Source organism: Actinomadura alba (genome assembly GCF_014323705.1).
In the GTDB taxonomy this organism is placed as follows: Bacteria; Actinomycetota; Actinomycetes; order Streptosporangiales; family Streptosporangiaceae; genus Actinomadura_C; species Actinomadura_C alba.
The window spans coordinates 53631-76031 of sequence record NZ_JABVEC010000006.1 but is presented as its reverse complement, the minus strand read 5'-3'; the positions used below and the strand labels follow the sequence as shown (position 1 = coordinate 76031).

Below are 22401 nucleotides of genomic sequence, written 5' to 3'. Positions count from 1 at the left end.
GATTCCTCTCTTGCTTCCTCTGTTCGGGTCAGCTCGTTGCGTGCTCTCGACTCGGCCACCGGCCGGCTCGACGCCTGTTCGCCGTCGCGCCCCGCTTCCTCACTCACGTCGCTGGCGACGCCTTCGCGTGGTTTCACGCTTCGGCATCGCCGGCTCCACTCGCTCGTCAGCCCGCCGTGATCTGGCGCCGGACGTCATCCAGGCGCCTGGCCACCGTGCCGTCGACTACCTCATCCCCTACCTGCACGGATATACCGCCCAGGACGCCGGGGTCGACTTGGATATTCAGGTATACGTCATGTCCGTAGGCCGCCGACAGCGTCGCGACGAGCCGTGTCCGCTGCTCCTCGCTCAGGGTCGTGGGCGTGCGTACCAGCGCGATCAAGCGATCACGCCGCTGCGCCACGAGGCGGCCGTACTCTGCCAGCGCCCTTTCAAGGCTACGTCCCCGTGGACCTGTCACGACCTCGCTGATCAACCGCAGCGCCGAAGCCGTGACCTTGCCGTCCAGCAGCGCGACCACCAGCTCCCGCTTCCGCTCGGGCTGCAGCTGCGGGCTGGTCAGCGCGTTGCGCAGGGCCGGCTCCCGCTCGACGATCCGCGCGAACCGGAAGATCTCGTCCTCGAGATCGTCGATCCGGCCCTCGGCTTCGGCCCGAGCGGCCTCGGCGATCACCGCCAGCCTCTCGAAAGCGTCCGCGAGCTCGCGCGGCCGCGACCAGCGCTGCCGTACGACGTCCGATGTCAGCTCGAGGGCCGGCTCGCCGACCTTGCCTTCGAGCAGGATCCGGACGAGCTGCGCCTTCTCCTCCCCGTCCCGCGAGGGGTCGGAGAGGGCCCGGCGCAGCGCCGGCTCGCGATCGAGCAGGCGCATGACGCCGAACAGTTCCTCACCCAGCGTGGCCAGCTCGGCCGTGGAAAGGATGACCTCCAGCCGTTCCACGGCCTCGGCCAGCGATGCCCTGCTGGCCGCTCCGCTCGTGCTCACGAGACCTGCTCTCCCGCCTGCGTCCGCGTGCGCTCCTCGAGCTCCTCGAGGAAGCGGTCCACGGTGCGGCGCTGCCTGGCCTCGTCCTCGAGGGACTCGCCCACGACCCGGCTCGCCAGCTCGACCGCCAGCTCACCCACCTCGGCGCGCAGCCGGGTGAGCGCCTGCTGGCGCTCGGCCTCGATCTGCGCCTGCGCCGACTCGGTGATGCGCCGCGCCTCGACCTGCGCCTGCTCGCGCATCTCCGCGATGATCTGGGCACCCTGCTCGCGCGCCTGCTCACGCAAACGTGCCGCCTCGTGCCGGGCCTCGGCCAACTGGGACCGGTACTGCTCCAGCGTCTGTTCCGCCTCGGCCTGAGCGCTCTCGGCCCGCTTCAGCCCGCCCTCGATCGCCTCCGTACGCTCCTCGAGCGTCTTCTGGATCCGGGGTACGAGCATCTTGCCGACGACGAGGACGACGACGGCGAAGGAGAAGATGCCGACGACGAGCTCATAGGTGTGCGGAATAAGCGGGTTGTTCCCTTCCGCCGCCAACAGCGAAGCTGCCGTGATCATGTGTGCGGCCCTCCGTCAGGAATTCTTTCGCGTCATTTAGTAGATGAAAGGCGCGACAAGACCGATGAGGGCCAGCGCCTCGGTGAGCACGAAGCCGAGCAGCATGTTGGTGCGGATGACACCGGTGAGCTCGGGCTGCCGTGCGATCGCGTTCACGCCCTGGCCGAAGATGATGCCGACGCCGATACCCGGGCCGATGGCGGCCAGGCCGTATCCGATGGCGCCGATGTGTCCCTCGACCGCGGCCAGGACGGGAAGTGCTTCAGCGAGCATTCGCTCTTTCCTTTTCTGTCGGCCGGTGAAGTTCACCGGTCTGGTCTGGTCTGACTGGTCTGGCTGTGCGGAGCCGGTGGAGACTCAGTGGTCCGCGTGCAGTCCGCTGCCGATGTACATCGCGGCCAGCATCGTGAACAGGAAGGCCTGCAGGAACTGGATGAACATCTCGAACCCGGTCATGGCGATGGTCATGATCACGCCGGCGATGCCCAGCGGCACGCCCTTGATCGTCGGCTGCTCGAAGAGGAACCAGAAGCCGACGAGGCTGAAGAACGCCAGGATGACGTGACCGGCGAACATGTTGGCGAACAGTCGCACCGCGTGCGTGAACGGCGCGAGGATGAACGTCGACAGGTACTCGATCGGGACGAGCAGGAAGTAGGTCGGCAGGGGCAGGCCCTTGGGGATCATGTCCGTGAAGTAGCGCTTGAAGCCCTGGTTCTTGATGCCCAGATAAATCTTCAGCAGATAGACGCTGACCGCCAGCACCACCGGGAAGGCGATGTGCGAGGCGACCGGGAACTGGACGACCGGCACGACGGCCATGATGTTCCAGGTCCAGATCAGGAAGAACAGCGACAGCAGCAGCGGCATCCAGCGGTCGGAGTCCTTGCCGAGGAAGGGGCGGGCCACCTGGTCGCGGACGAAGAGGTAACCCACCTCGCCGAGGTTCTGCATGCCCCGGGGCACCAGCTTGGGGCTGGCGAAGGCGCTCCAGGCGACCGCGCACACCAGCAGCGCGCCGACGACGGCGAAGAGGACCGGCTTGGTGAGCCATTCCGGACCGCCCGCGAACAGGGGCGGGAACTCGAAGAGCTCGGGACCGGGAGCCTGGAACTCCTCACCGCCCCCCGCGGGGGCGGCGGCCAACAGCGGGTTCACGGCTTCACCTCGCGCAGTGGCTCGGTACGGCGTGCACGCGTCGCGTGGCCGTGCCTATCGGTCCGCTCGCTGCGCTCGCGCACTGGCGTTCCCTTCAGCGTGGAGATGGATGACGAGGACTTCTTCTCCGGCAGCGTGACCACCCTTAGGGGGATCAGCCGTCGAACTTGCCGAACTTGATGTAGACCAGGTAGACGGCGAGTCCGACGCCTATGATCAGGCCGATCGGGGTGAAGATGTCCACGCCCGTCCACCGGCTCAACAACCAGCCGGCACCGCCCCAGATGATCATCCCTGACAGCAGATAGCTGGGGACTGACCAGGCGGCGTCGGCGAAGTCGCGGCCGTCGTCTTCGGGCGGTCGCTTCTGCTCGCTCATCGCGCTCCGGACGATAGCAGGCCATGCCGTGGATGGTCATATCGGAGTAGTCCGATGAGGACGCGAACACCATCATCGGCTCCGGTCGGCGGGCGCCTCGGACACTTCCGAAGCGGCATCACCAGGCGTTTCGCCAGACTCGTCGACATACGGCGTCCGGGTCTTGAGGGTGGTACGGATCTCACCGCCGATCCAGGCCGCGATCAGCGCGAGGACCGTCCATCCGAAGACCTTCGGGTTCCAGATCGTCACGCCGTCGAGCACCGAGATCAGCAACATCACGGCGAGGATCTTCAGGACGTAACTCGACAGCGCCGCGAGCATCATCGTCTGCGGCGACACCTTGGCCGCGAGGCCGACCGCGACGTGACTGATTGTGAAGAAACCGAGCACGACGACGGTGGCGATGGCCGCGCCGACGGCGCCCTTCGAGCCGGTCAGCGGCAGAGCGAGCAGAACGGCGGCCACACCGACCAGGCCAGCCGGTATCGCGGCGCCGCGGAGGATCCGGGCGTCGGAAGACTGCATGTGGGCTCCGGGTGGTTACGTTTTGTGTTCGCCTGTTGTTCGTGAAAGATATCACAAGCGTCCAGGACGTCCGAATTGCGTGGGATGCGAGGCTTCCGCCCCCCACTGTCAGCCCCGCGGATCAGACCGGCTGCCGAGGCTGCTCCACGAGTACCTCCGCCGGAGCGGGTTCACGAGAGGCGCGCAGCCGAGGCACGGCGATCATCCCGACCACGCCGGCGACCGCGACCGCCCCAGTGACGCCGAACACCAGCGGCATCGAGCGGACGAATGAAAGACCGACCATACACGAGGCGAGCAGTCCCACCCAGAAATACATGATGAGCACGGCCCGGCGGTGCGAATGACCGAGTTCGAGCAGCCGATGATGCAGATGCTGCTTGTCGGGCGCGAACGGGGAACGTCCCTGGTTGGTCCGGCGCCAGACGGCCAGTGACATGTCGATGAACGGCACGGTGATCACGGCCGGGACCAGGAGGAGCGGCACGAAGGCGGGAAAGAGGTTGTAGTTGCCCACGATCGCCGTGTCGAACTGACCGGTCAGCATGATCGTGGACGCGGACAGCATGAGACCGATCAGCATCGACCCGGTGTCGCCCATGAAGATGCGCGCCGGGTTGAAGTTGTGCGCCAGGAATCCCGCGCACATTCCCATGAGAATGGCGGTGATGAGGGCCGCGCCGGTGAGCGTCTTCAGCCCGTTGGTCGCCGAGATCAGATAGGCGTACGAGAATGACGCCATCGCCGCGATGCCGACGACTCCGGCGGCCAGTCCATCAAGGCCGTCGACGAAGTTCACCGCGTTGATCGTCGCGACGACGATGAAGACGGTGAGCGGGACCCCGTACGCCGGAGGAAGCGAGAGGACCTCACCGCTGCGCGTCGGCAACCAGAGCAACTGGACGCCGTTCATGATCAGCAGGCCCGCGGCGGCGACCTGTCCCGCGAACTTGGTGAGGGCGTCGACACCCCAGCGGTCGTCGGCGACGCCGATCAGCACGATGAGGCCGCCGGCGAGCAGGAGCGCCCGCCCGGTGTCGTTCGACAGGAAGACCTTCCGCATCTCCGGGAGCTGGGCCGCCACGATCAGCGCCGCGACCATCCCGCCGAACATCGCCAGGCCGCCCAGCCGCGGTGTCGGGATCGCGTGCACGTCACGGTCGCGTACCTCGGTCATCGCGCCGAAGCGCACCGCGAACAGCCGCACGGCGGGGGTGAGCAGGTAGGTGACCACGGCGGCAGTGAGGCTGATGAGCAGATATTCCCGCACGCGCCGCGCCCTCCCCTCGTCCCCTGACAGAGGCCGATACCGCCATAGATGTGGATGCCCGCGACCATAGTCCGGTTCGCCGGGCCGAAAGATCTGCCTGAACTCTAATCCGCCGAAACCCTCCACGGACACCGGACGCACCAGATGATCAAGGTTTCCGTCGTGCGTCGGCGAACCACCCGCGCCAGGGTGACCCCAGGGTGACGATTCGCTTACTCTTCGGGATTCCCTGCAGGTCGTACGGCGCATTCCCTAAACTTCCGGCGTGTCCACCGTGGCGCGTGGACTGGTCGGGGGACTGGTCCTCCAAGCGCTGCTCATCGGTTGCGCCCGTGCTCCCGTACTGTCGGAGTCCGCGCAACAGCTCGAGGCCGACACCCGGTCGGTGCTCGACGACGGCGCCAAACGCCTCGGCGTCCCCGGCGCCACCCCTGCGGTCTTGGCCGATGTCACCCGCCCATGCGCGAACGGGCAGGCCCAGAGGATCTTTCGTGGCCAGGTCCCGCTCCGGCGCGGTGGCGCCACCAGTGTGACCCTCGATCACGCGGCCGACGTGACCCTCGAGATGATCCGCGAGCGGGGCTACCGGCTCGAGCGCCCGCCCACCGGCCGCGACCGGACCTTCACCATGGCGCGCGACCTGCCAGAGGTCACCCTGACCGTACGGCTGCGCGGCGGCCGGCAGCCCGCCCTGGTACTGGACGGCGTCACGCCCTGCCTACCCGGCTAGCAGCGCCCGGGCCGGCGCCGCGTGACGAACACCACATAGACCCCGGAACCCTCCTCAGTATCGAGCCAGAAAGCCGCTGAATATCCGATTTGCGGGCATTTCGCCGGATGCTTCCAGCACGTCCCGCCCATCCGTTGGACGCGAAGAATCCGCGCCCGGTTCCGCAGGCGAGCCGGTACCAGGCGGACGCGGAAATTTGGAGGATCTTCATGATTTAGCCCTGCTACAGTCACCGGGCATTCCGGAGATATTTGAGCTTGGAGGGGCAAGTGCGGCGTATTACCAAAATCGGGGCAGCACTCGCGGGCGCGGGTGTGGTCGTGGGCATGACGGCGGTTCCCGCGAGCGCGGCAAGCGGCACGTGGACTCCGTACAACTGGTACACGAACGTCGGCGCGACGGGTACCTACACCAAGGACAGCAGGATGGTCACCGTCAGGGGCACCGTCAGCGACTATCGCAGGGACGGATACACCGCCTGCGTCCGGTTCCTGTTCACCGAGCCCGGCACGACCGGCGTGTACTCGACCTTCAGGATCGTCACGTCCAGCGGGGGCAACTTCGACGGCAGCGGCAAGGCCAGCATCAAGATGTCCTCGTCCAGGACCGGCCACCTGTACGTACAGGAATGCCGCCTCAAGGCAGGCAAGTACTCCTACGGCAAGGGCAAGCGGATCTACTGACCGCTGATCGCCGGCTGAACGACAAGAAGGGCCCCGCCACGGCGGGGCCCTTCTCCTTTGCTCGAGCCCCCGGGCGGTGGACCTTCCTCAGCGTTGTCGACCGGAAGGTCCACCAGGCAACACCGGGTACTGCCTGGTAGTTACCCACGAGCTGCTACGAAGCCGCTTGCCGCTATTACGGCTTGCGGGCGACGGCCCCATAGCCGTCCACCGGCTTGACGTCACCGATGTCGACCTGGTCCGGCCGCCAGAGGGAGAGCGGCACCAGGCCCGGCTCTAGCATCTCCAGGCCCTCGAAGCATTGGCTGACTTCCGCTGGGCTGCGCAGCACATAAGGCACCGCGCCGGTGTCGTCGTAGCCCTCCTGGGCGTCGGTGAACCCTTCGCCGGTGTGGGAGGTGGCGGTGGAGTCCCACAGTGTCAGGGTGGACCCGGACGGCACGGCCTGCATCACCCGGGCCACGATGGACTTCACGTCATCGAGCTCGGTGACATGGCCGAGCACGCCCATGAACATGACCGCGATCGGCTCGGTGAAGTTCAGCACGTTGCGAGCGTCGGCGACGATCCGCTCGGGTTCGTGCAAGTCGGCATTGATATAAGTTGTCACGCCCTCGTCGGTGGTGTTGACCAGCAACGCCCGGGCGTGCGCCAGCACCATCAGGTCGTTGTCGACGTACACGATCTTGGCGTCCGGAGCAACCGACTGAGCGACCTCATGGGTGTTCTGCATCGTGGGCAGCCCGGTACCGATGTCCAGGAACTGCCGTATCCCCTCCTCGCGAGCCAGGTGCCGCACGGTCCGGATGAGGAACTGACGAGACGCCTTGGCCAGGTCCCTGATGCCGGGGAACATCGCGGCATAGGCGTCACCGGCCTCTCGGTCGACCTTGTAGTTGTCCTTGCCCCCCATCCAGTGATTCCAGATCCGCGCCGATTGGGGCACGGTAACGTCGATCAAATCGGGCGCAATCTCTTCGGCCATCAGGGGGCTCCTGTTCAGACGCGAGCACGGTGGGGAATCCGGGCAACAGTCATATTCCCACCGAATCCGCCACCCTGTGCCAAATTCAACCGTAGTGCCTTATCCATGGCACCCGCCGCCGGACGAAGAAGGGACGGCCCCGCCACGGACGGGGCTTCCTTGGAGCGCCGGTCAGGCCTTGTCCGGGTCGGCTGCGCCCGGCGGCTCGTCGCCGGGCTCCTTACGCAGGGACGGCTCCGGACCGGGCCGGTCGGTCTCGCCGGCGCCCAAGTCGGAACCGTCCTGGTCGTTCGACTTCTCGTCCGCGGCATCCTTGCGCAAGGAAGGCGCCGAGCCTGCTTCGCCATCCTTGCGCAGGTCGAGGGCCTCACCGGCGTCGTCCTTGCGCAGGTCGGGAGCCTCGCCGACGTCGTCCTTACGGAGGGACGGCGGCTCCGCGAGCGTGTCCTCGCCGACCGCCGCGTCAGAGGTGACGTCGTTCTCTTCCTTGTCCTCATCGTCGTCATCGTCGTCGACGAGCAGGACGCCGCAGACCCCTCGGAGCCTGTCCTCGGGGATGGCGCCGGCGCGCAGCAGGCGCGGCACCGGGCCGGTCAGATCGATGATCGACGAGGGTTCGCCCTCCCCGGACGGCCCCGCGTCGAGGTAGACCGCCACGGCGTCGCCGAGCTGCTTCTCCGCATTCTCGGCGGTGCGTGCCGCCTCGGCCCCGCTCAGGTTGGCGCTGCTGACGGCCATCGGGCCGGTCTCCCTGAGCAGCTCCAGGGCGAGCTGATCCATCGGCATGCGGACGGCAACGGTGCCCTTGGTGTCACCGAGGTCCCAGGCGAGGTTGGGGTTGGCGCGGCATACCAGTGTGAGCGCGCCGGGCCAGAACTCGTCGATGAGATCCTGCCCGTAGGTACCGAGATCGTCGATCAGCGCGGTGGCCGCGCGTACCGAGCCGACCAGGACCGGTGGCGGCATTTCACGGCCGCGCCCCTTCGCGTCGAGCAACGCGGTCACCCCGCTCGGGGTGAAAGCGTCACAGCCGATGCCGTACACCGTGTCGGTCGGCAGCACGACGAGCTCGCCGCGACGCACCGCCGAGACGGCCTCGGCGATCCCACGGGTCCGTTCCATCGGCTCCGAGCAGTCATAACGTCGGCTCACGATCGCCTATTCTCCCACCTGTCCGCCGTGCTCTTACGGTTGTCCGGATGCCGGGTCACTCGGCGCCCAGCCGTGCGGTGACGAAACGGTCCCGGTTCGTCAGATCGCGCCGGTTGCGCACATCCCGCCAGCCGTTCTCTTCGGGAAAGACCCAGTAGACGGCGTTGCCCTGCAGATCGCTGTGCTCGACCGCGACATATCCGCCCGGCCGCAGGAGCCGCCGCGCCGTGCGTTCGACGACGCGGACCGCGTCGAGGCCGTCGTCGCCACCACCCCAGAGGGCGTCCGGCGGATCATGATCGCGTACGTCCTGCGGGACGTACTCCCACTCGCTCATCGGGATGTACGGCGGATTGCTGATCACCAGATCGACGGTGCCGTCGAGGTCGCCGAGCGCCGTGGAGAAGTCGGCCAGGTGCAGCCGTACCCGTCCCCTGTCGTCCAGTTCCTCGATGTTGTGCGTGGCGTGGACGTAGGCCTTCGGGTCCCGCTCAACGGCGTGCACGCGCGCTCTCGGGGCCTCTTGGGCGATGCTCAGCGCTATCGCACCGGAGCCGGTGCCGAGATCGACGACCAGCGGGTCGGTGACGTCCATGTCCCGGAGAGTGTCGATCGCCCAGCCGGCGACGACCTCGGTCTCGGGACGGGGCACGAAGACCCCGGGCCCGACCTTGAGCTCGAGGTAGCGGAAGAAGGCACGGCCGGTGATGTGCTGCAACGGCTCGCCCGCCTCACGCCGTGCCACGCCCTCCCAGAACCGGGCGTCGAACGCGCCGTCGGGCACGGCGTGCAGTTCGGCTCGCCGGACCCCGTGGACGGCGGCGGCGAGCTCTTCCGCGTCGGCCCGTGGCGAGGCGACGCCCGCCTCGGCGAGGCGTGCCGTGGCCCGGGCGATCTCGTCCAGCAGCAGGTTCATGATCGCGGGTTGCTCTATTCCCGCTCCTCGAGCCGACGTTCCATGTCGGCGTCGACCAGCGCTTGGATCACGTTGCCCAGATCACCGTCGAGCACCTGGTCGAGGTTGTAGGCCTTGTAGCCGACGCGGTGGTCGGAGATGCGGTTCTCCGGGTAGTTGTAGGTGCGGACGCGTTCGGACCGGTCGACCGTGCGCACCTGGCTCTTGCGCTCGGCCGCGGCGTGCGCGTCGGCCTCTTCCTGAGCCTGTGCGAGCAGGCGCGCGCGCAGGATGCGCATCGCCTGCTCCTTGTTCTGCAACTGGCTCTTCTCATTCTGGCAGGACACCACGATGCCGGTCGGGAGGTGGGTGATGCGGACCGCCGAGTCGGTCGTGTTCACGCTCTGCCCGCCCGGGCCGCTGGACCGGAACACATCGACACGCAGGTCGTTCGGATCGACCTGCACGTCGATCTCCTCGGCCTCGGGCGAGACCAGGACGCCTGCGGCGCTGGTGTGGATGCGCCCCTGGGACTCGGTGACCGGTACCCGCTGCACGCGGTGCACACCGCCCTCGTACTTCATGCCGGCCCAGACGCCCGCCCTGCCCTTGACGGACATGGTGACGTCCTTGAATCCGCCGAGATCCGAGGGGTGCGCGTCGATGATCTCGGTCTTCCAGCCGACCCGCTCGGCGTAGCGCTGGTACATCCGCAGCAGGTCACCGGCGAACAGCGCGGACTCCTCGCCGCCCTCCCCCGCCTTGACCTCGAGGATGACGTCCTTGTCGTCGTTGGGATCACGAGGCACCAGCAGCTTGCGGAGCCGGTCCTCGATCTCCTCTACGCGCTTCTCCAGCTCGGTCGCCTCGGCGGCGAAGGTCTCGTCCTCCACGGCGAGCTCGCGTGCCGCGGCGAGGTCCTCGCCGGTCTGCCGCAGGTCGCGGTGGGTCTCGACGATCGGCCGTAGCTGCGCGTACCGCTTGCCCAGCGTGCGCGCCTTCTGCTGATCGGCGTGCACTGCCGGGTCGGCCAACGACTGCTCGATGTCGGCGTATTCGCTGATGAGATCGTCGAGATTCACAGTGGGTCCTTGCCCGCGTCCGTGCGTGACTGAACCGAAGAGGACAGACGCCACGCCGGCCGGAGGGCTTGCCGCCCACCGGCCGGCGTCTGGCTGCGACTACTTCTTGCCCGCGGCCTTCTTGCCGAAGCGCTGCTCGAACCGGGCAACGCGACCGCCGGTGTCCAGGATCTTCTGCTTGCCCGTGTAGAACGGGTGGCAGTTGGAGCACACGTCGGCGTGGATCACGCCGTTCTTCGCGGTGCTGCGGGTCTCGAAGGCGTTACCGCACGTACATGTCACGGTCGTGACGACGTAGTCCGGGTGGATGTCAGGCTTCACGGAGTCTCCTCGCTCGTGGCGGTCGCCGGGTCGCCCCGTATCGGGTGATGCTCAGGGACGTGAACCGGTACCGCAGCGGTTGCCCTATCAGTGTGCCAGATACGCAAACGTGCCGAGCTCACCGCCCATTCCCAGAACCCGTGCCCGGGTGGACGATCAACCTTGGCGCCGGTCGCCGGCCCCGGCCGCGCCGGGTCCGCCGCCCGCCACGGGCCCCTCGGCGCGGCCGAGATAAGCCAGTACGGCCATCACCCTGCGGTGGTTCTGCTCGGCCGGCGGCAGGTCCAGCTTGAGAAAGATGTTGGAGATGTGCTTTTCGACCGCGCCCTCGGTGACGACGAGATCACGGGCGATCGCGCCGTTGGACCGGCCCTGGGCCATCAGTCCGAGCACCTCGCGCTCGCGTGGGGTGAGCGCATCCATCCGGTCGCCGCTGCGCCGCCGCCCGAGCAGCTGGCCGATCACCTCGGGGTCGATGACCGTGCCGCCCGCGGCGATCCGGCGTACGGCGTCGATGAACTCATGTACCTCGGCGACGCGTTCCTTGAGCAGGTAGCCCACGCCCTCGGCGCCGCCGCCGATCAGATCCGTGGCATAGCGCTCTTCGACGTACTGCGAGAGCACCAGGATGGGCGTGCCCGGCACCTGTTCCCGTACGGCCAGCGCCGCCCGCAGGCCCTCGTCGGTGAAGGACGGCGGCATCCGCACGTCGACGATCGCCAGGTCGGGCCGGTGCTCGGCCACGATGCCGATCAGCCCGGGCCCGTCTCCGACCGTTGCCACCGTCTCGATCTGCTCGTCGGCCAGCAGGCGTACGAGCCCCTCGCGCAGCAGCACCGAGTCTTCCGCTATGACGACGCGCACGGTGCCCACCATAGAGCAACCCGTGCACCCCTCCGCCGTGATCTCGCAGTCGTCCGCGGCCCTTGTGGGGCCTTGGGGCGGGCGGCTGCGAGACCACGGGCGGGAGCCCGCAGGGCAAGCAGGTACAGCGCTACCAGGTACAGGGCCACGAAGTTCGAGGTCACCAAGTGCAGGGGAGATCCGCGCGAATCACCGTGGGGCCGCCGGGGGGGCTGTTGACGGTGAGGATCCCATCGATCGTCGCGGCCCGGTCGGCCAGCCCGGCCAGGCCTCCGCCGCGCCTCGCCATCGCTCCGCCCACGCCGTTGTCGCTGATCTCGACGATGACCCAGTGGTCGTCCCGGCTGACCTTGATGGAGGCGCGGGTGGCGCGGGCGTACTTCGCGATGTTGGCGAGCGACTCGGCGACGATGAAGTAGGCGATGCTCTCCACGGCCGCGGGCGGCCGGTCCGGCAGGTCCACCTCGACCTCGACCGGCACGGGAGCGCGGGCGGCGAGCCCGGACAGTGCCGGGTCGAGGCCCCGGTCGGTGAGGATGGCCGGGTAGATCCCCCGGGCCAGGTCGCGCAACTCGCTGATGGCCTCCTTGGTGCCCGCGTGCGCCTGCTCGATCAGTGCGCGGGCGCCCACCGGGTCTTCGTCCAGCTTGGCCCTGGCCCGGCCGATGTCCATGGCCACCGCGAGCAACCGCTGCTGGGCCCCGTCGTGCAGATCCCGCTCGATGCGGCGCCGCTCCGACTCGGCGGCGTCGACGCCACGGGCCCGGCTGGCCTGCAGGTGATCCGCGCGGGCACGGAGCACTTGATTCTCCGCCTGCCCGGCCCCCGGGCCGAGCAGAAGGCCGGCCAGCGTCGCGTGGGTGGTCCCCATGACCCGCGTGACGTACAACGCGGCGAGGACCACCGCGGCGCCGACCGGGGTGAACGGGATCCCTTCGAGCGGCTGATCGACGATCAGTCGCGTGTCACCGCCGAAGTCCATCGTGACCCGGGTGAACAGCGCCAGGACCGGGGCGATCAGCAGGACGCCGCCGACGAACCACAGAGCGGTCGAGATGACGAACTCGATCAGCGTGATGGGGAACAGTACGGCGAAGTAGCCCAGGCCTTTCCACATGGCCGGATCGACCACGAGCGCCCGGAGCTTGCGGAAGAGGTGGCCCTCCGGCAACGGGCGGAAGGGATCCTGGATCTTGGCCCCGAACGCGGCCCGCATCACCGCGCGTTCGAGGACCGTGCCGGCCCGCACGATGGTGATCAGGAGCGCCGCCAGCGGGAATCCGACCCAGATGATCATCAGGCCCACCGACAGCGAGATGCCGACGGTGAGGAAGACGAACCAGGCGAGCCCGAGCCCCATGCTCACCTGCAGGTAGAGCGCCGCCCGCCAGGTGAGCGGATCGCGCACCATCCGCAACGGTCTCCACGATCTGGTCTCGACCGCCGTCATCGTCGTCATCCGCGCGCTCCGCCCATCTCGACGGGGGATCCGGGATCACATCCCGGTCGTTCACACCCGTGCCAACCGTACGGCTCCAGACTCGTGGACGAGGGCCTCTGCGGCCATGGAGCATGCCGCCCTGTCGGGGGTGGGGCTACCCCCACCTCTCGGCGCACGCCCGACCGGCGCCCCGGCCCGCCCGGCAGCAGCACGGACGGCGCCCCGGCCTCGTCTGAGGCCGGGACGCCGTCCGGTGATCTGGTCGTGCGGATGATCTGGCTATACGCGTGATCTGGTCGTACGTGTGATCAGCGATCGTCGGAGACGGTCGTCTTCTGCACCTGGAGCAGGAACTCCCCGTTCGACTTCGTCTCCCGCATCTTCTCGAGCAGGAGCTCCAGCGCCTGCTGCATCTCGAGCGCGTGCAGGACCCGGCGCAGCTGCCAGGTGACCTTGAGCTCCTCGGGCGCCATGAGGATCTCTTCCTTACGGGTACCGGACGCGTCGACGTCCACCGCCGGGAAGATCCGCTTGTCGGCGAGCTGACGGTTGAGCTTCAGCTCCATGTTGCCGGTGCCCTTGAACTCCTCGAAGATGACCTCGTCCATCCGGGACCCGGTCTCGACCAGGGCCGTGGCGAGGATCGTCAGCGAGCCGCCGTTCTCGATGTTGCGGGCGGCGCCGAAGAACCGCTTGGGCGGGTAGAGCGCCGTGGAGTCGACACCACCGGACAGGATCCGGCCCGACGCCGGGGCGGCGAGGTTGTAGGCGCGGCCCAGCCGGGTGATCGAGTCGAGCAGCACGACCACGTCGTGGCCGAGCTCGACCAGGCGCTTGGCCCGCTCGATGGCAAGTTCGGCGACCGTGGTGTGGTCCTCGGCCGGCCGGTCGAAGGTCGAGTGGATGACCTCGCCCTTCACCGACCGCTGCATGTCGGTGACCTCTTCCGGCCGCTCGTCGACCAGGACGACCATCAGGTGGCACTCGGGGTTGTTCTTGGTGATCGCGTTGGCGATCGACTGGAGCACCATCGTCTTGCCGGCCTTCGGCGGCGAGACGATCAGGCCGCGCTGGCCCTTGCCGATCGGCGACACCAGGTCGATGATCCGGGTCGTCAGGATGCCCGGGTCGGACTCGAGGCGCAGCCGCTCCTGGGGGTAGAGCGGGGTCAGCTTGTTGAAGTCGACGCGGCCCTTGGCCTGCTCGGGCTCCATGCCGTTGACCGTGTCGAGACGCACGAGCGCGTTGAACTTCTCGCGCCGCTCGCCATCGCGCGGCTGCCGGACGGCGCCGGTGATGACGTCGCCCTTGCGCAGGTTGTTCTTGCGCACCTGGGCGAGCGAGACGTAGACGTCGTTCTGCCCGGGGAGGTAGCCGGTGGTCCGGACGAAGGCGTAGTTGTCGAGGATGTCCAGGATGCCCGCGACCGGGATCAGGACGTCGTCCTCACTGATCACCGGCTCTTCGTAGCGCTCACGCCCGCCGCGGCCGCCGCGGTTCCGCTCACGGAACCTGCGACCCCGGCGGTTGCGGCCGCCGCCGTCGCCGTCGTCGGAGGAGTCGCCACCCTGGCCCTGCCCGCGGCGCTGACCCTGCTCGCCCCGGTCGCCCCGGCTGTCGCGGCTGTCGCGGTCTCCGCGCTCGCCCCGGCTGTCGCGGTCTCCGCGCTCGCTCCTGTCGCCCCGGTCGCCGCCGCGGTCACCACGGTCGCCGCGGTCACCACGGTCGCCGCGGTCACCGCGGTCGCCCCGGGTCTCGCGGTTGTCGCCGCGATCGCGCCCGCCGCGGCCGCGCTGGCGGCCACCGTCGCGGCTGCCGCCGCCCTCGCCCTCATCGGACCTGGCGGCCTGAGAACCGGACCTGTCGGTCTGAGCACCGGACCTGTCGGTCTGAGAACCAGACCTGTCGGTCTGAGCACCGGACTTGTCGTCCACGGCGAGCTGCTCGTCACCGTCGTCGGCGCGCCGCGCGGCGGCCGCACGGCCCCGCCTCGACCGCTCCTTGGTGGCCGTCTCCTTGACCGCCTCGGCGGGCGCGGCGTTGGTCGCCTCTGCGGCGGTCTCGGTCGCCACGGCGCCGCTCGTACCGCCGGCACCACCGACACCGACACCGACAGCACTGACGGCACCGACAGCACTGCTCGCACCACTCACGCCGGCCGGTACGGCCGCCGTCTCACTCACGTCAGAGACGCGGACGGACGTGGCGACGGCTCCCTGCTCGCCACCCGCCGAGCTCTGCCCGTGCTTGTCCTGGCCGCCCTGCTTTTCCTGAATTGCCGCGATGAGCTGACTCTTACGCATCCCGGCAGTTCCACTGATGCCGAGGTTGGACGCCAGCGCCTTGAGCTCGGGAAGCACCATGGCGGACAGACCCGTGCCGGTCCGGCGGCGCCGGGGCGCGGCACGCTCCGCGCCTGCGGGTACGGGCTCGATGTCACCTACTGTGCTCAATGCGTCCGTAAGAAGTTCGCTGGATTCGCTCACTAAGGGTCCTTCCCAGGGAGCGGGTGTTGGCCTCCGTCGGCCAGGCAACCCGGTGGTGCGATCCGGCGGGGGCGCCGAATCGTGCTCCGCCGATCACGATGGGGTCGCCATCGGCGATGTCTGGGCACAGCCAGATTGTCGGGACGGTTCGCTCGTGCGGACCCCCGACTCCGTTACGTCCGAAGCTTTGCTGGGATGCCAGACAACGGGAAGTTTCGGTGTCGGGGAACCACGTGCGCGGGGCGGACACGACCAACAGGTCGGCCGGGCGATGCGTGGCTGACGAGCACACAGCCCCGGGCGGGGCATCTGGTGCTGCAATCAGCCTAACATCACCGGGGCACACTGCTATTCCTCAGAGGTCAATCTCGCGTGTCACGAACCGTCGAGCTGAACGCATGCGCCGTGGGGGTCGACGTTCAGCCGGTGTTTGTGCCACGAAGTACCCAGTTCTGGACCGATCGAATCAGTCCGTGACGCAGATGTGAAGGCCAGGACAGTCGGACCCGCCCCGGAGATCACCGCGGCCACCCCGGCGTCGCGCAGATTCTTGACGAGAGCCGCGGACTCCGGCATGGCCGGAGCACGGTAGTTCTGGTGCAACCGATCCGCAGTGGCGTCGAGCAGTGTCTCGGGCCCGAGCCCTCGCGTCAGCGCGGCGATCAGCAGTGCCGCCCGCCCCGCGTTGGCGGCGGCGTCCGCGTGCGGCACGACGTCCGGCAGCAGTCCGCGGGCCCGCTCGGTCGCCAGCCGCTGGTCGGGGACGAACGCGATCACCTCGATGTCGAGATCGAGCCGTACGAGCCGGGGCGCGCGCGCCGAAGGGTCGGCGCCGGGCACCGCGGGCCCGTCATCGGGCGTCCAGACGATCGTCAGGCCGCCCGCGAGACAGGGCGCGACGTTGTCGGGGTGGCCCTCGATGGCGGTGGCGAGCGCCAGCGCACCGCCGTCGTCGAGCAGTCGCCCGTACGGATGCAGGGCGCGGGCGGCGCTGATGGCCGCCACGATCGCCGCGGACGACGAGCCCAGGCCACGGCTGTGCGGGATCCGGTTGACGCAGCTCAGCCGTAGGCCGGACGGTCGATCGGAGGCCACCGGGGCGAGTTCGTCGATCAGATCGAACGTGCGGCGCAGCACCCTGACGATGAGGTGCTCCTCGCCGCGGTCGGCGACCTCGACGCCCTCGCCCGAGACCTCGATGGACAGCTTGCCGCCACCGTCGAGCTCGATCTCGACGTCGTCGTACAGCGTCAGCGCCAGGCCGAGCGAGTCGAAACCCGGCCCGAGGTTGGCACTGGTCGCCGGGACCCGCACCCGGACCCGTGCGGGCACGTCACCCCACTCCCGATGTGCCGCACCTGTCACGCCAGTCCCAGGGACGAGGCGGCGGCGTGGGCGTCGACCGGGACGGTCGTCGGCGCGGGCGCGCCGGAGATCGCCCAGTCGGGGTCCTTGAGGCCGTTCCCGGTCACCGTGCACACGACGCGCGAGCCACGGGGAACCAGGGGTTCCGCACCGGGATCCGCCTCGACGGCCTGCAACAGGCCGGCGACTCCGGCCGCCGACGCGGGTTCGACGAACACGCCCTCCTCGCGGGCGAGCAGCCGGTAGGCGGCGAGGATCTGCCGGTCGGTCACCGACTGGATCGCCCCTCCGGACTCGTCCCGGGCGACGATCGCGAGGTCCCATGACGCCGGGTTGCCGATGCGGATCGCGGTCGCGATCGTCTGCGGCTTGGCCACCGGGTGCCCGCGGACGATCGGCGCGGCGCCGCTGGCCTGGAAGCCGAGCATGCGCGGCCTGCGGGAGGCCATGCCGGACGCGGCGTACTCCTGGTAACCCATCCAGTACGCGCTGATGTTGCCGGCGTTGCCGACGGGCAGGCAGTGCACGTCGGGGGCGTCGCCGAGCGCGTCGACGATCTCGAACGCCGCGGTCTTCTGCCCCTGCAGGCGATACTTGTTGACCGAATTGACCAGGGCCACCGGATAGTCGGCGGCGAGCTTGCGGGCGAGTTCGAGGCAGTCGTCGAAGTTCCCATCGACCTGCAGCAGCTTGGCGCCGTGCACGAGCGCCTGGGCCAGCTTGCCCATCGCGATCTTGCCCTGCGGCACGAGCACGGCGCACGTCATGCCCGCCCGTACGGCGTAGGCCGCGGCGGAGGCCGAGGTGTTGCCGGTCGAGGCGCAGATGACCGCCTTGGCGCCCTGTTCGGCGGCCTTGCTGATGGCCACGGTCATGCCACGGTCCTTGAAGGAACCCGTGGGATTGGCGCCCTCGACCTTCAGGTAGACCTCGCATCCGGTGAGCTGCGAGATCCTCTGCGCCGGGACCAGCGGCGTGCCGCCTTCGAGCAGCGTCACCACGGGCGTGTCCCGGGTCACCGGCAGCAGTTCGCGGTATTCCTCGATAAGCCCGCGCCACGCTCGGACGGCGGTCGCGTTCACGATGGTCCCCCTTGGATGACCTGCGAGGTTGTGCGCCGAGTCTATGACGCCGAGGCGCGTGGGCGCCCATCGATCCCAGATGGCGGACACCTCGCCGTCGTCGCCCTTGTCGTCTCCCTAGTCGTCGCCCTCGACTCGCATGACGCTGGCGACGTTGCGCACGATGTCGAGCCCGCTGAGCCCCGCGACCGTCGCGGCGAGCGCGGCGTCGTCGGCCCGGTGGGTGACGATCACGAGCTGCGCGTCGTCGCCGTGCCCCTCCTGCCGTACGGCCTGGATCGACACGCCGTGCCGCGAGAACTCCTCGGCCACCTGGGCGAGCACGCCGGACCGGTCGGCGACGTCGAGCTGCACGTGATAGCGGGTGATCGTCTCGCCCATCGGCAGCACGGGCAGCGCGGCGTAGGTCGTCTCGGCCGGCCCGCGCGTGCCGTTCACCTTGTTGCGGGCCACCGCGACGAGGTCGCCCAGCACCGCCGAGGCGGTCGGCGCGCCGCCGGCACCGGCGCCGTAGAACATCAGCCGCCCGGCCGACTCGGCCTCCACGAACACCGCGTTGTACGCCTCACGCACGCTGGCGAGCGGGTGGGAGCGCGGGATCATCGCCGGGTAGACGCGGACCGACACGCCCCGCCCATTGCGGCCGTTGCCGTCGGCCGCCGGCACCCGCTCACAGATCGCGAGAAGTTTGACCACACAGCCCATCGCCTGGGCGCTCGCCATGTCGGCGGCGCTCACCTCGGTGATGCCCTCCCGGTGCACGTCCGCGGCCCGGACGGGGCTGTGGAAGGCGAGCTGGGCCAGGATGGCCGCCTTCGCGGCCGCGTCGAAACCCTCGACGTCGGCGGTCGGGTCGGCCTCGGCGTAGCCCAGCGTCTGGGCCTCCTCCAGCGCCTCGGTGAACCCGGCGCCGTGGGTGTCCATCTGGTCGAGGATGTAGTTCGTGGTGCCGTTGACGATGCCGAGGACCTTGTGCACGTGGTCGCCTACCAGCGACTCACGCAGCGGCCTCAGCAGCGGGATCGCCCCGGCGACCGACGCCTCGTAGTAGAGGTCCGCGCCGTACTCACGCGCCGCTCCGAAGAGGGTCTCGCCGTCCTCGGCCAGCAGCGCCTTGTTGGCCGAGATCACCGCCTTGCCGGCCTTCATCGCGGCGAGCACGAGGCCACGCGCGGGCTCGATGCCACCGATCACCTCGACGACGATGTCGATGTCGTCGCGCGTCACCAGGCCGACCGCGTCAGTGGTCAGCAGATCCGGGTCGACGCCCGGGCGGGGCTTGTCCAGCCGCCGTACCGCCACGCCGCCCAGATGGAGCGGTACGCCGATCCTGGCGGCGAGATCGTCGGCCTGCTCCCGCAGCAGGCGTACGACCTCGGTGCCGACGACACCACAGCCCAGCAACCCGACTGTGAGCGCTCCCCCGGGTTTCACCGTGTTACCTCCCCGTCCAACCGCAGCAGGTCGTCCTCGGTCTCGCGCCGAACGATCACCCGGGCCGCGCCGTCGCGTACGGCCACGACCGCGGGACGCGGGACGAAGTTGTAGTTGCTGGCCATCGATCGGCAGTACGCACCGGTCGCGGCGACCGCCACGAGGTCGCCGACCGCGAGATCATCCGGCAGCCACAGGTCGCGGACGACGATATCGCCGCTCTCGCAGTGCTTGCCGACCATCCTGCTGAGCATCGGGCCCGCCTCGGAGACGCGGCTGGCCAGCACGGAGGTGTACTCGGCGCCGTACAGCGCGGTGCGGAGGTTGTCGCTCATGCCGCCGTCCACCGAGACGTAGGTGCGGATGCCCTCGACGTCCTTGATCGTGCCGACCTCGTACAGCGTGATGCCGCCCGGACCCACGATGGCGCGGCCGGGCTCGACGACCAGGCGTGGCACCGCCAGGCCGTACGACTCGCACTCCTTGGCCACGATGCGGCGCATGTTGTCGGCGAGGCGCTTGGGATCGGGCGCGTCGTCGCCCGGCACGTAGGCGATGCCGAACCCGCCGCCGAGGTCGAGCTCGGGCAGGTCGACACCGTGCTCGTGCTTGATCGCGACGAGCAGCTCGGCGACGCGGTGCGCGGCGACCTCGAACCCGTCGGTGTCGAAGATCTGCGAGCCGATGTGGGAGTGCAGGCCGACGAGTTCGAGCTGAGTGAGCTCCAGGGTCCGCCGCACGGCCTCGAGCGCCGCGCCGGAGCTGCGCGCGAACCCGAACTTCTGGTCGTCGTGGGCCGTCGCGATGAACTCGTGGGTGTGCGCCTCGACGCCCGTCGTGACCCGGACCATGACCTTGGGCCGCTTGCCGAGCTTGTCGGCGAGGAAACCGAGACGCGCGATCTCCTCGTAGGAGTCGACCACGATGCGCCCGACCCCGGCCTCCAGTGCCCTGGTCAGCTCGGCGATCGACTTGTTGCTGCCGTGCAGCGTGATCTTCTCCGGAGGGAAGTCCACGGCCAGCGCCACCGCCAGCTCGCCGCCGGAACAGACGTCCAGGCCGAGGCCCTCCTCGTCGATCCAGCGCGCCACGGCGCCGCACAGGAAGGCCTTGCCGGCGTAGTGGACGTCGCCGTCGTGGAACGCCGCCCGGTACTCCCGGCAGCGGGCCCGGAAGTCCTCCTCGTCGAGGACGTACAGCGGCGTGCCGTACTCCCCCGCCAGGTCGCGGACGTCGGCGCCGCCGATCGTCAGGCTGCCCTCGTCGCGCTTGGCGCTGCGCGGCCAGACCGCCGGGGCCAGCGCGTTCAGGTCCTCGGGCGGCGGCATCGGGTTGTCTTCGGGCAGGATGTCCGCGTGCCGCGATCCCGCCGGGTGAGCCCTACTCAAAATCTCTCTCTCGGATTCTCGCCGAGCATCTGAAGCCCGTTTCCAATGGATATCCGTACGGCCTCGGCCAGCGTCCGGCGGCCACCGTGCGCGGCGTCCGGCTTCTCGTCGCCGCGTGGCAGCGCCGGGCACCGCTCGTACACGTCGTGGTAGGCGTCCGCGACCCGCTCCAGATGCCGCGTGAAAACCCCCGCGTCGCTCTCGCGTACGGCCTGGGCCGCCCGGCCGGGCAGCTCCGCCAGCAGGTCCAGCAGCCTGGTCTCAAGCGGGTCGCCGGGCTCGTGCGGTCCCGGGACGACCCCCAGCGCGCCCGCACGCCGCTGAACGGCCGCGGCGCGGGCGTAGGCGTAGCGCACCCGGAAACCCGGGTTGTCGAAGGTCCGCGGCCGGTCGGGCCAGGTGGCGTCCGGATGCGGCACGGCGGCGAGGCCGTAGCCCGGGTCGGCCGCGATGCTCTCCGCGAGCCCCGAGACCTTGATCGTAAGGAACCCCCCGGTGGCCTCGGCCCGCAGCGGCAGGCGCTTGGCGATCAGCTCGGCGACCTCATGAGCCGGTCTGCGCTCGGCCGCGGCGAGGCGCAGCGCGAGCGGTGTGCCGTACGACCCGTTCGCGCAGGTCAACAGGGCGTCGCTCGGTGGAGCGCAAGCGAGCTCACCGGCGTCTCGCGCGGCGGCCACCGCGGCGAGGACGGCACCGCCCACATCGGCTGGGGTCACTCTCGCGAGACTATCCGACCACCATGTGGGCAACGGCCGCGATGACTCCGTGTCGGGGCGTGTGGAGAGCCCGCGCGCCGGCCGTCCGGCGCCGCTCAGTTGTGAGGACCGGCACCCGCGAGCTTGCGAACCGTACGGATGAGCTCGGCCGGGTCGAACGGCTTGGTGACGTAGGCGTCCACACCGATCTCATGACCGCGCCGGATGTCGTGATCCTGCGCCCGAGCAGTGATCATGACCACTTTCATATGGCTCGTGGCGGGGTCCTCACGCAGCTTGACCGCCGTCACCCAGCCGTCCAGCCGGGGCATCATGATGTCGAGTGTGATCACAGCGGGATCGACCGCGATCACCTTGTCGAGGCAGTCCTGCCCGTCGACAGCGGTCTCGACCTCGAAGCCCTCAAGCTGGAGGTTCACGGCGATGAGCTGCCGGATCACCTCGTCGTCGTCGACGACCAGCACCCGTCCCAGTGGATCCGTCACGGCCACCCAAGCTAGCCGGTCGGCTCCCGGAACGCACGGCGAATAACCAGGTGCGCGTCGGCGTTTCATAGCTGGTAACCTTCTTGCGCGCCAGCCCCCTTAGCTCAGGGGATAGAGCATCGGCCTCCGGAGCCGAGTGCGCAGGTTCGAATCCTGCAGGGGGCGCACCTCAAGATCAGCCAAAACCCCGGACGACCAGCGGAAACGCCAGGCTCCGGGGTTTCGCATATATGCCGCCATGTGCCACCAGACGCCGCCGCGTGTCGTCGTTCCCGGAATATATGCGGAACGGCTCCGGCGACATCCGCCCAGGTCAGCCCTACGAAAAGAGCCCCGGTGCGGAACCGGGGCTCTACGTTACCGACCAAGGGCCGTGTCCATCCGTTCGAACCAATGATCATCTTGACCGTCA

At 69.1% G+C, this 22401-nt stretch carries 23 protein-coding genes and 1 tRNA gene; 3 read left to right on the top strand and 21 right to left on the bottom strand.

Annotation, left to right across the window (positions count from 1 at the left end):
* Positions 1 to 166 precede the first annotated feature (166 nt).
* From HKK74_RS10325 to HKK74_RS10295, 7 genes are all read right to left on the bottom strand, one after another.
* Positions 167 to 988: a F0F1 ATP synthase subunit delta gene (locus tag HKK74_RS10325; protein WP_187242913.1), complete on the bottom strand. Its 822-nt coding sequence runs from the start codon at positions 986 to 988 to the stop codon at positions 167 to 169.
* Positions 985 to 1545: a F0F1 ATP synthase subunit B gene (locus HKK74_RS10320; RefSeq protein ID WP_187242912.1), complete on the bottom strand. Its 561-nt coding sequence runs from the start codon at positions 1543 to 1545 to the stop codon at positions 985 to 987. The genes HKK74_RS10325 and HKK74_RS10320 overlap by 4 nt, the downstream gene beginning before the upstream one ends.
* Positions 1546 to 1581: 36 nt before the next feature.
* Positions 1582 to 1818 (bottom strand): ATP synthase F0 subunit C, encoded by a 237-nt coding sequence (gene atpE / locus HKK74_RS10315; RefSeq protein WP_187242911.1) that lies wholly within the window; start codon positions 1816 to 1818, stop codon positions 1582 to 1584.
* 84 nt (positions 1819 to 1902) lie between these two features.
* Entirely contained in the window at positions 1903 to 2703 is an 801-nt protein-coding gene (gene atpB, locus HKK74_RS10310; RefSeq protein ID WP_312881396.1) for a F0F1 ATP synthase subunit A, read from the bottom strand.
* 154 nt (positions 2704 to 2857) lie between these two features.
* Positions 2858 to 3082, bottom strand: coding sequence for an AtpZ/AtpI family protein (locus tag HKK74_RS10305; RefSeq protein ID WP_187242910.1), 225 nt, complete (start codon positions 3080 to 3082; stop codon positions 2858 to 2860).
* Positions 3083 to 3154: 72 nt separating this feature from the next.
* Positions 3155 to 3610 carry a Cg1360 family ATP-synthase-associated protein gene (locus HKK74_RS10300; RefSeq protein WP_187242909.1) on the bottom strand — a complete coding sequence of 152 codons (456 nt, stop codon included), beginning with the start codon at positions 3608 to 3610 and terminating at the stop codon, positions 3155 to 3157.
* 121 nt (positions 3611 to 3731) lie between these two features.
* Positions 3732 to 4880: a glycosyltransferase family 4 protein gene (locus HKK74_RS10295; protein WP_187242908.1), complete on the bottom strand. Its 1149-nt coding sequence runs from the start codon at positions 4878 to 4880 to the stop codon at positions 3732 to 3734.
* A gap of 265 nt (positions 4881 to 5145) precedes the next feature.
* Between HKK74_RS10295 and HKK74_RS10290 the strand changes: the two genes are divergently transcribed.
* Together HKK74_RS10290 and HKK74_RS10285 are read left to right on the top strand one after the other, a co-directional pair.
* Complete coding sequence (locus HKK74_RS10290; protein WP_187242907.1) at positions 5146 to 5610, top strand: hypothetical protein; 465 nt, start codon at positions 5146 to 5148, stop codon at positions 5608 to 5610.
* Positions 5611 to 5936: 326 nt separating this feature from the next.
* Positions 5937 to 6293 carry a hypothetical protein gene (locus HKK74_RS10285; RefSeq protein WP_222722118.1) on the top strand — a complete coding sequence of 119 codons (357 nt, stop codon included), beginning with the start codon at positions 5937 to 5939 and terminating at the stop codon, positions 6291 to 6293.
* A gap of 175 nt (positions 6294 to 6468) precedes the next feature.
* On the opposite strand, the gene HKK74_RS10280 is transcribed toward HKK74_RS10285, so the two are convergent.
* The 14 genes from HKK74_RS10280 to HKK74_RS10215 form a co-directional block, all read right to left on the bottom strand.
* The gene (locus HKK74_RS10280; RefSeq protein ID WP_187242905.1) at positions 6469 to 7278 is read right to left on the bottom strand and encodes an SAM-dependent methyltransferase; all 810 of its coding nucleotides are present in this window, start codon (positions 7276 to 7278) and stop codon (positions 6469 to 6471) included.
* Positions 7279 to 7449: 171 nt separating this feature from the next.
* Positions 7450 to 8430 carry an L-threonylcarbamoyladenylate synthase gene (locus tag HKK74_RS10275; RefSeq protein WP_187242904.1) on the bottom strand — a complete coding sequence of 327 codons (981 nt, stop codon included), beginning with the start codon at positions 8428 to 8430 and terminating at the stop codon, positions 7450 to 7452.
* Positions 8431 to 8485: 55 nt separating this feature from the next.
* Positions 8486 to 9346, bottom strand: a complete 861-nt coding sequence (prmC, locus tag HKK74_RS10270) for a peptide chain release factor N(5)-glutamine methyltransferase (RefSeq protein ID WP_187242903.1) — start codon at positions 9344 to 9346, stop codon at positions 8486 to 8488.
* Positions 9347 to 9360: 14 nt separating this feature from the next.
* A complete protein-coding gene (prfA, locus tag HKK74_RS10265; RefSeq protein ID WP_187242902.1) occupies positions 9361 to 10407 on the bottom strand; it encodes a peptide chain release factor 1 in 1047 nt (348 codons plus the stop codon).
* A gap of 99 nt (positions 10408 to 10506) precedes the next feature.
* Entirely contained in the window at positions 10507 to 10728 is a 222-nt protein-coding gene (rpmE, locus tag HKK74_RS10260) for a 50S ribosomal protein L31 (RefSeq protein ID WP_187242901.1), read from the bottom strand.
* Between the two features lie 156 nt (positions 10729 to 10884).
* Complete coding sequence (locus HKK74_RS10255; protein WP_312881395.1) at positions 10885 to 11592, bottom strand: response regulator transcription factor; 708 nt, start codon at positions 11590 to 11592, stop codon at positions 10885 to 10887.
* Between the two features lie 160 nt (positions 11593 to 11752).
* Positions 11753 to 13051, bottom strand: a complete 1299-nt coding sequence (locus tag HKK74_RS10250; protein ID WP_246491413.1) for a sensor histidine kinase — start codon at positions 13049 to 13051, stop codon at positions 11753 to 11755.
* 290 nt (positions 13052 to 13341) lie between these two features.
* Positions 13342 to 15519, bottom strand: coding sequence for a transcription termination factor Rho (rho, locus tag HKK74_RS10245; protein ID WP_187242899.1), 2178 nt, complete (start codon positions 15517 to 15519; stop codon positions 13342 to 13344).
* A gap of 375 nt (positions 15520 to 15894) precedes the next feature.
* The gene (gene thrB, locus HKK74_RS10240) at positions 15895 to 16851 is read right to left on the bottom strand and encodes a homoserine kinase (protein WP_187242898.1); all 957 of its coding nucleotides are present in this window, start codon (positions 16849 to 16851) and stop codon (positions 15895 to 15897) included.
* Positions 16852 to 16880: 29 nt separating this feature from the next.
* Entirely contained in the window at positions 16881 to 17966 is a 1086-nt protein-coding gene (gene thrC / locus HKK74_RS10235; RefSeq protein ID WP_187242897.1) for a threonine synthase, read from the bottom strand.
* 117 nt (positions 17967 to 18083) lie between these two features.
* The gene (locus HKK74_RS10230) at positions 18084 to 19400 is read right to left on the bottom strand and encodes a homoserine dehydrogenase (protein ID WP_187242896.1); all 1317 of its coding nucleotides are present in this window, start codon (positions 19398 to 19400) and stop codon (positions 18084 to 18086) included.
* Positions 19397 to 20788: a diaminopimelate decarboxylase gene (gene lysA / locus HKK74_RS10225; RefSeq protein WP_187242895.1), complete on the bottom strand. Its 1392-nt coding sequence runs from the start codon at positions 20786 to 20788 to the stop codon at positions 19397 to 19399. The genes HKK74_RS10230 and lysA overlap by 4 nt, the downstream gene beginning before the upstream one ends.
* The gene (locus tag HKK74_RS10220) at positions 20785 to 21504 is read right to left on the bottom strand and encodes a DALR anticodon-binding domain-containing protein (RefSeq protein WP_187242894.1); all 720 of its coding nucleotides are present in this window, start codon (positions 21502 to 21504) and stop codon (positions 20785 to 20787) included. Before HKK74_RS10220 ends, lysA begins: the two co-directional genes overlap by 4 nt.
* Positions 21505 to 21599: 95 nt before the next feature.
* Positions 21600 to 21968: a response regulator transcription factor gene (locus tag HKK74_RS10215; RefSeq protein ID WP_312881415.1), complete on the bottom strand. Its 369-nt coding sequence runs from the start codon at positions 21966 to 21968 to the stop codon at positions 21600 to 21602.
* 114 nt (positions 21969 to 22082) lie between these two features.
* Here HKK74_RS10215 and HKK74_RS10210 point away from each other — a divergent pair.
* Positions 22083 to 22154 (top strand) — tRNA-Arg (locus tag HKK74_RS10210).
* The last annotated feature ends 247 nt before the right edge of the window (positions 22155 to 22401 follow it).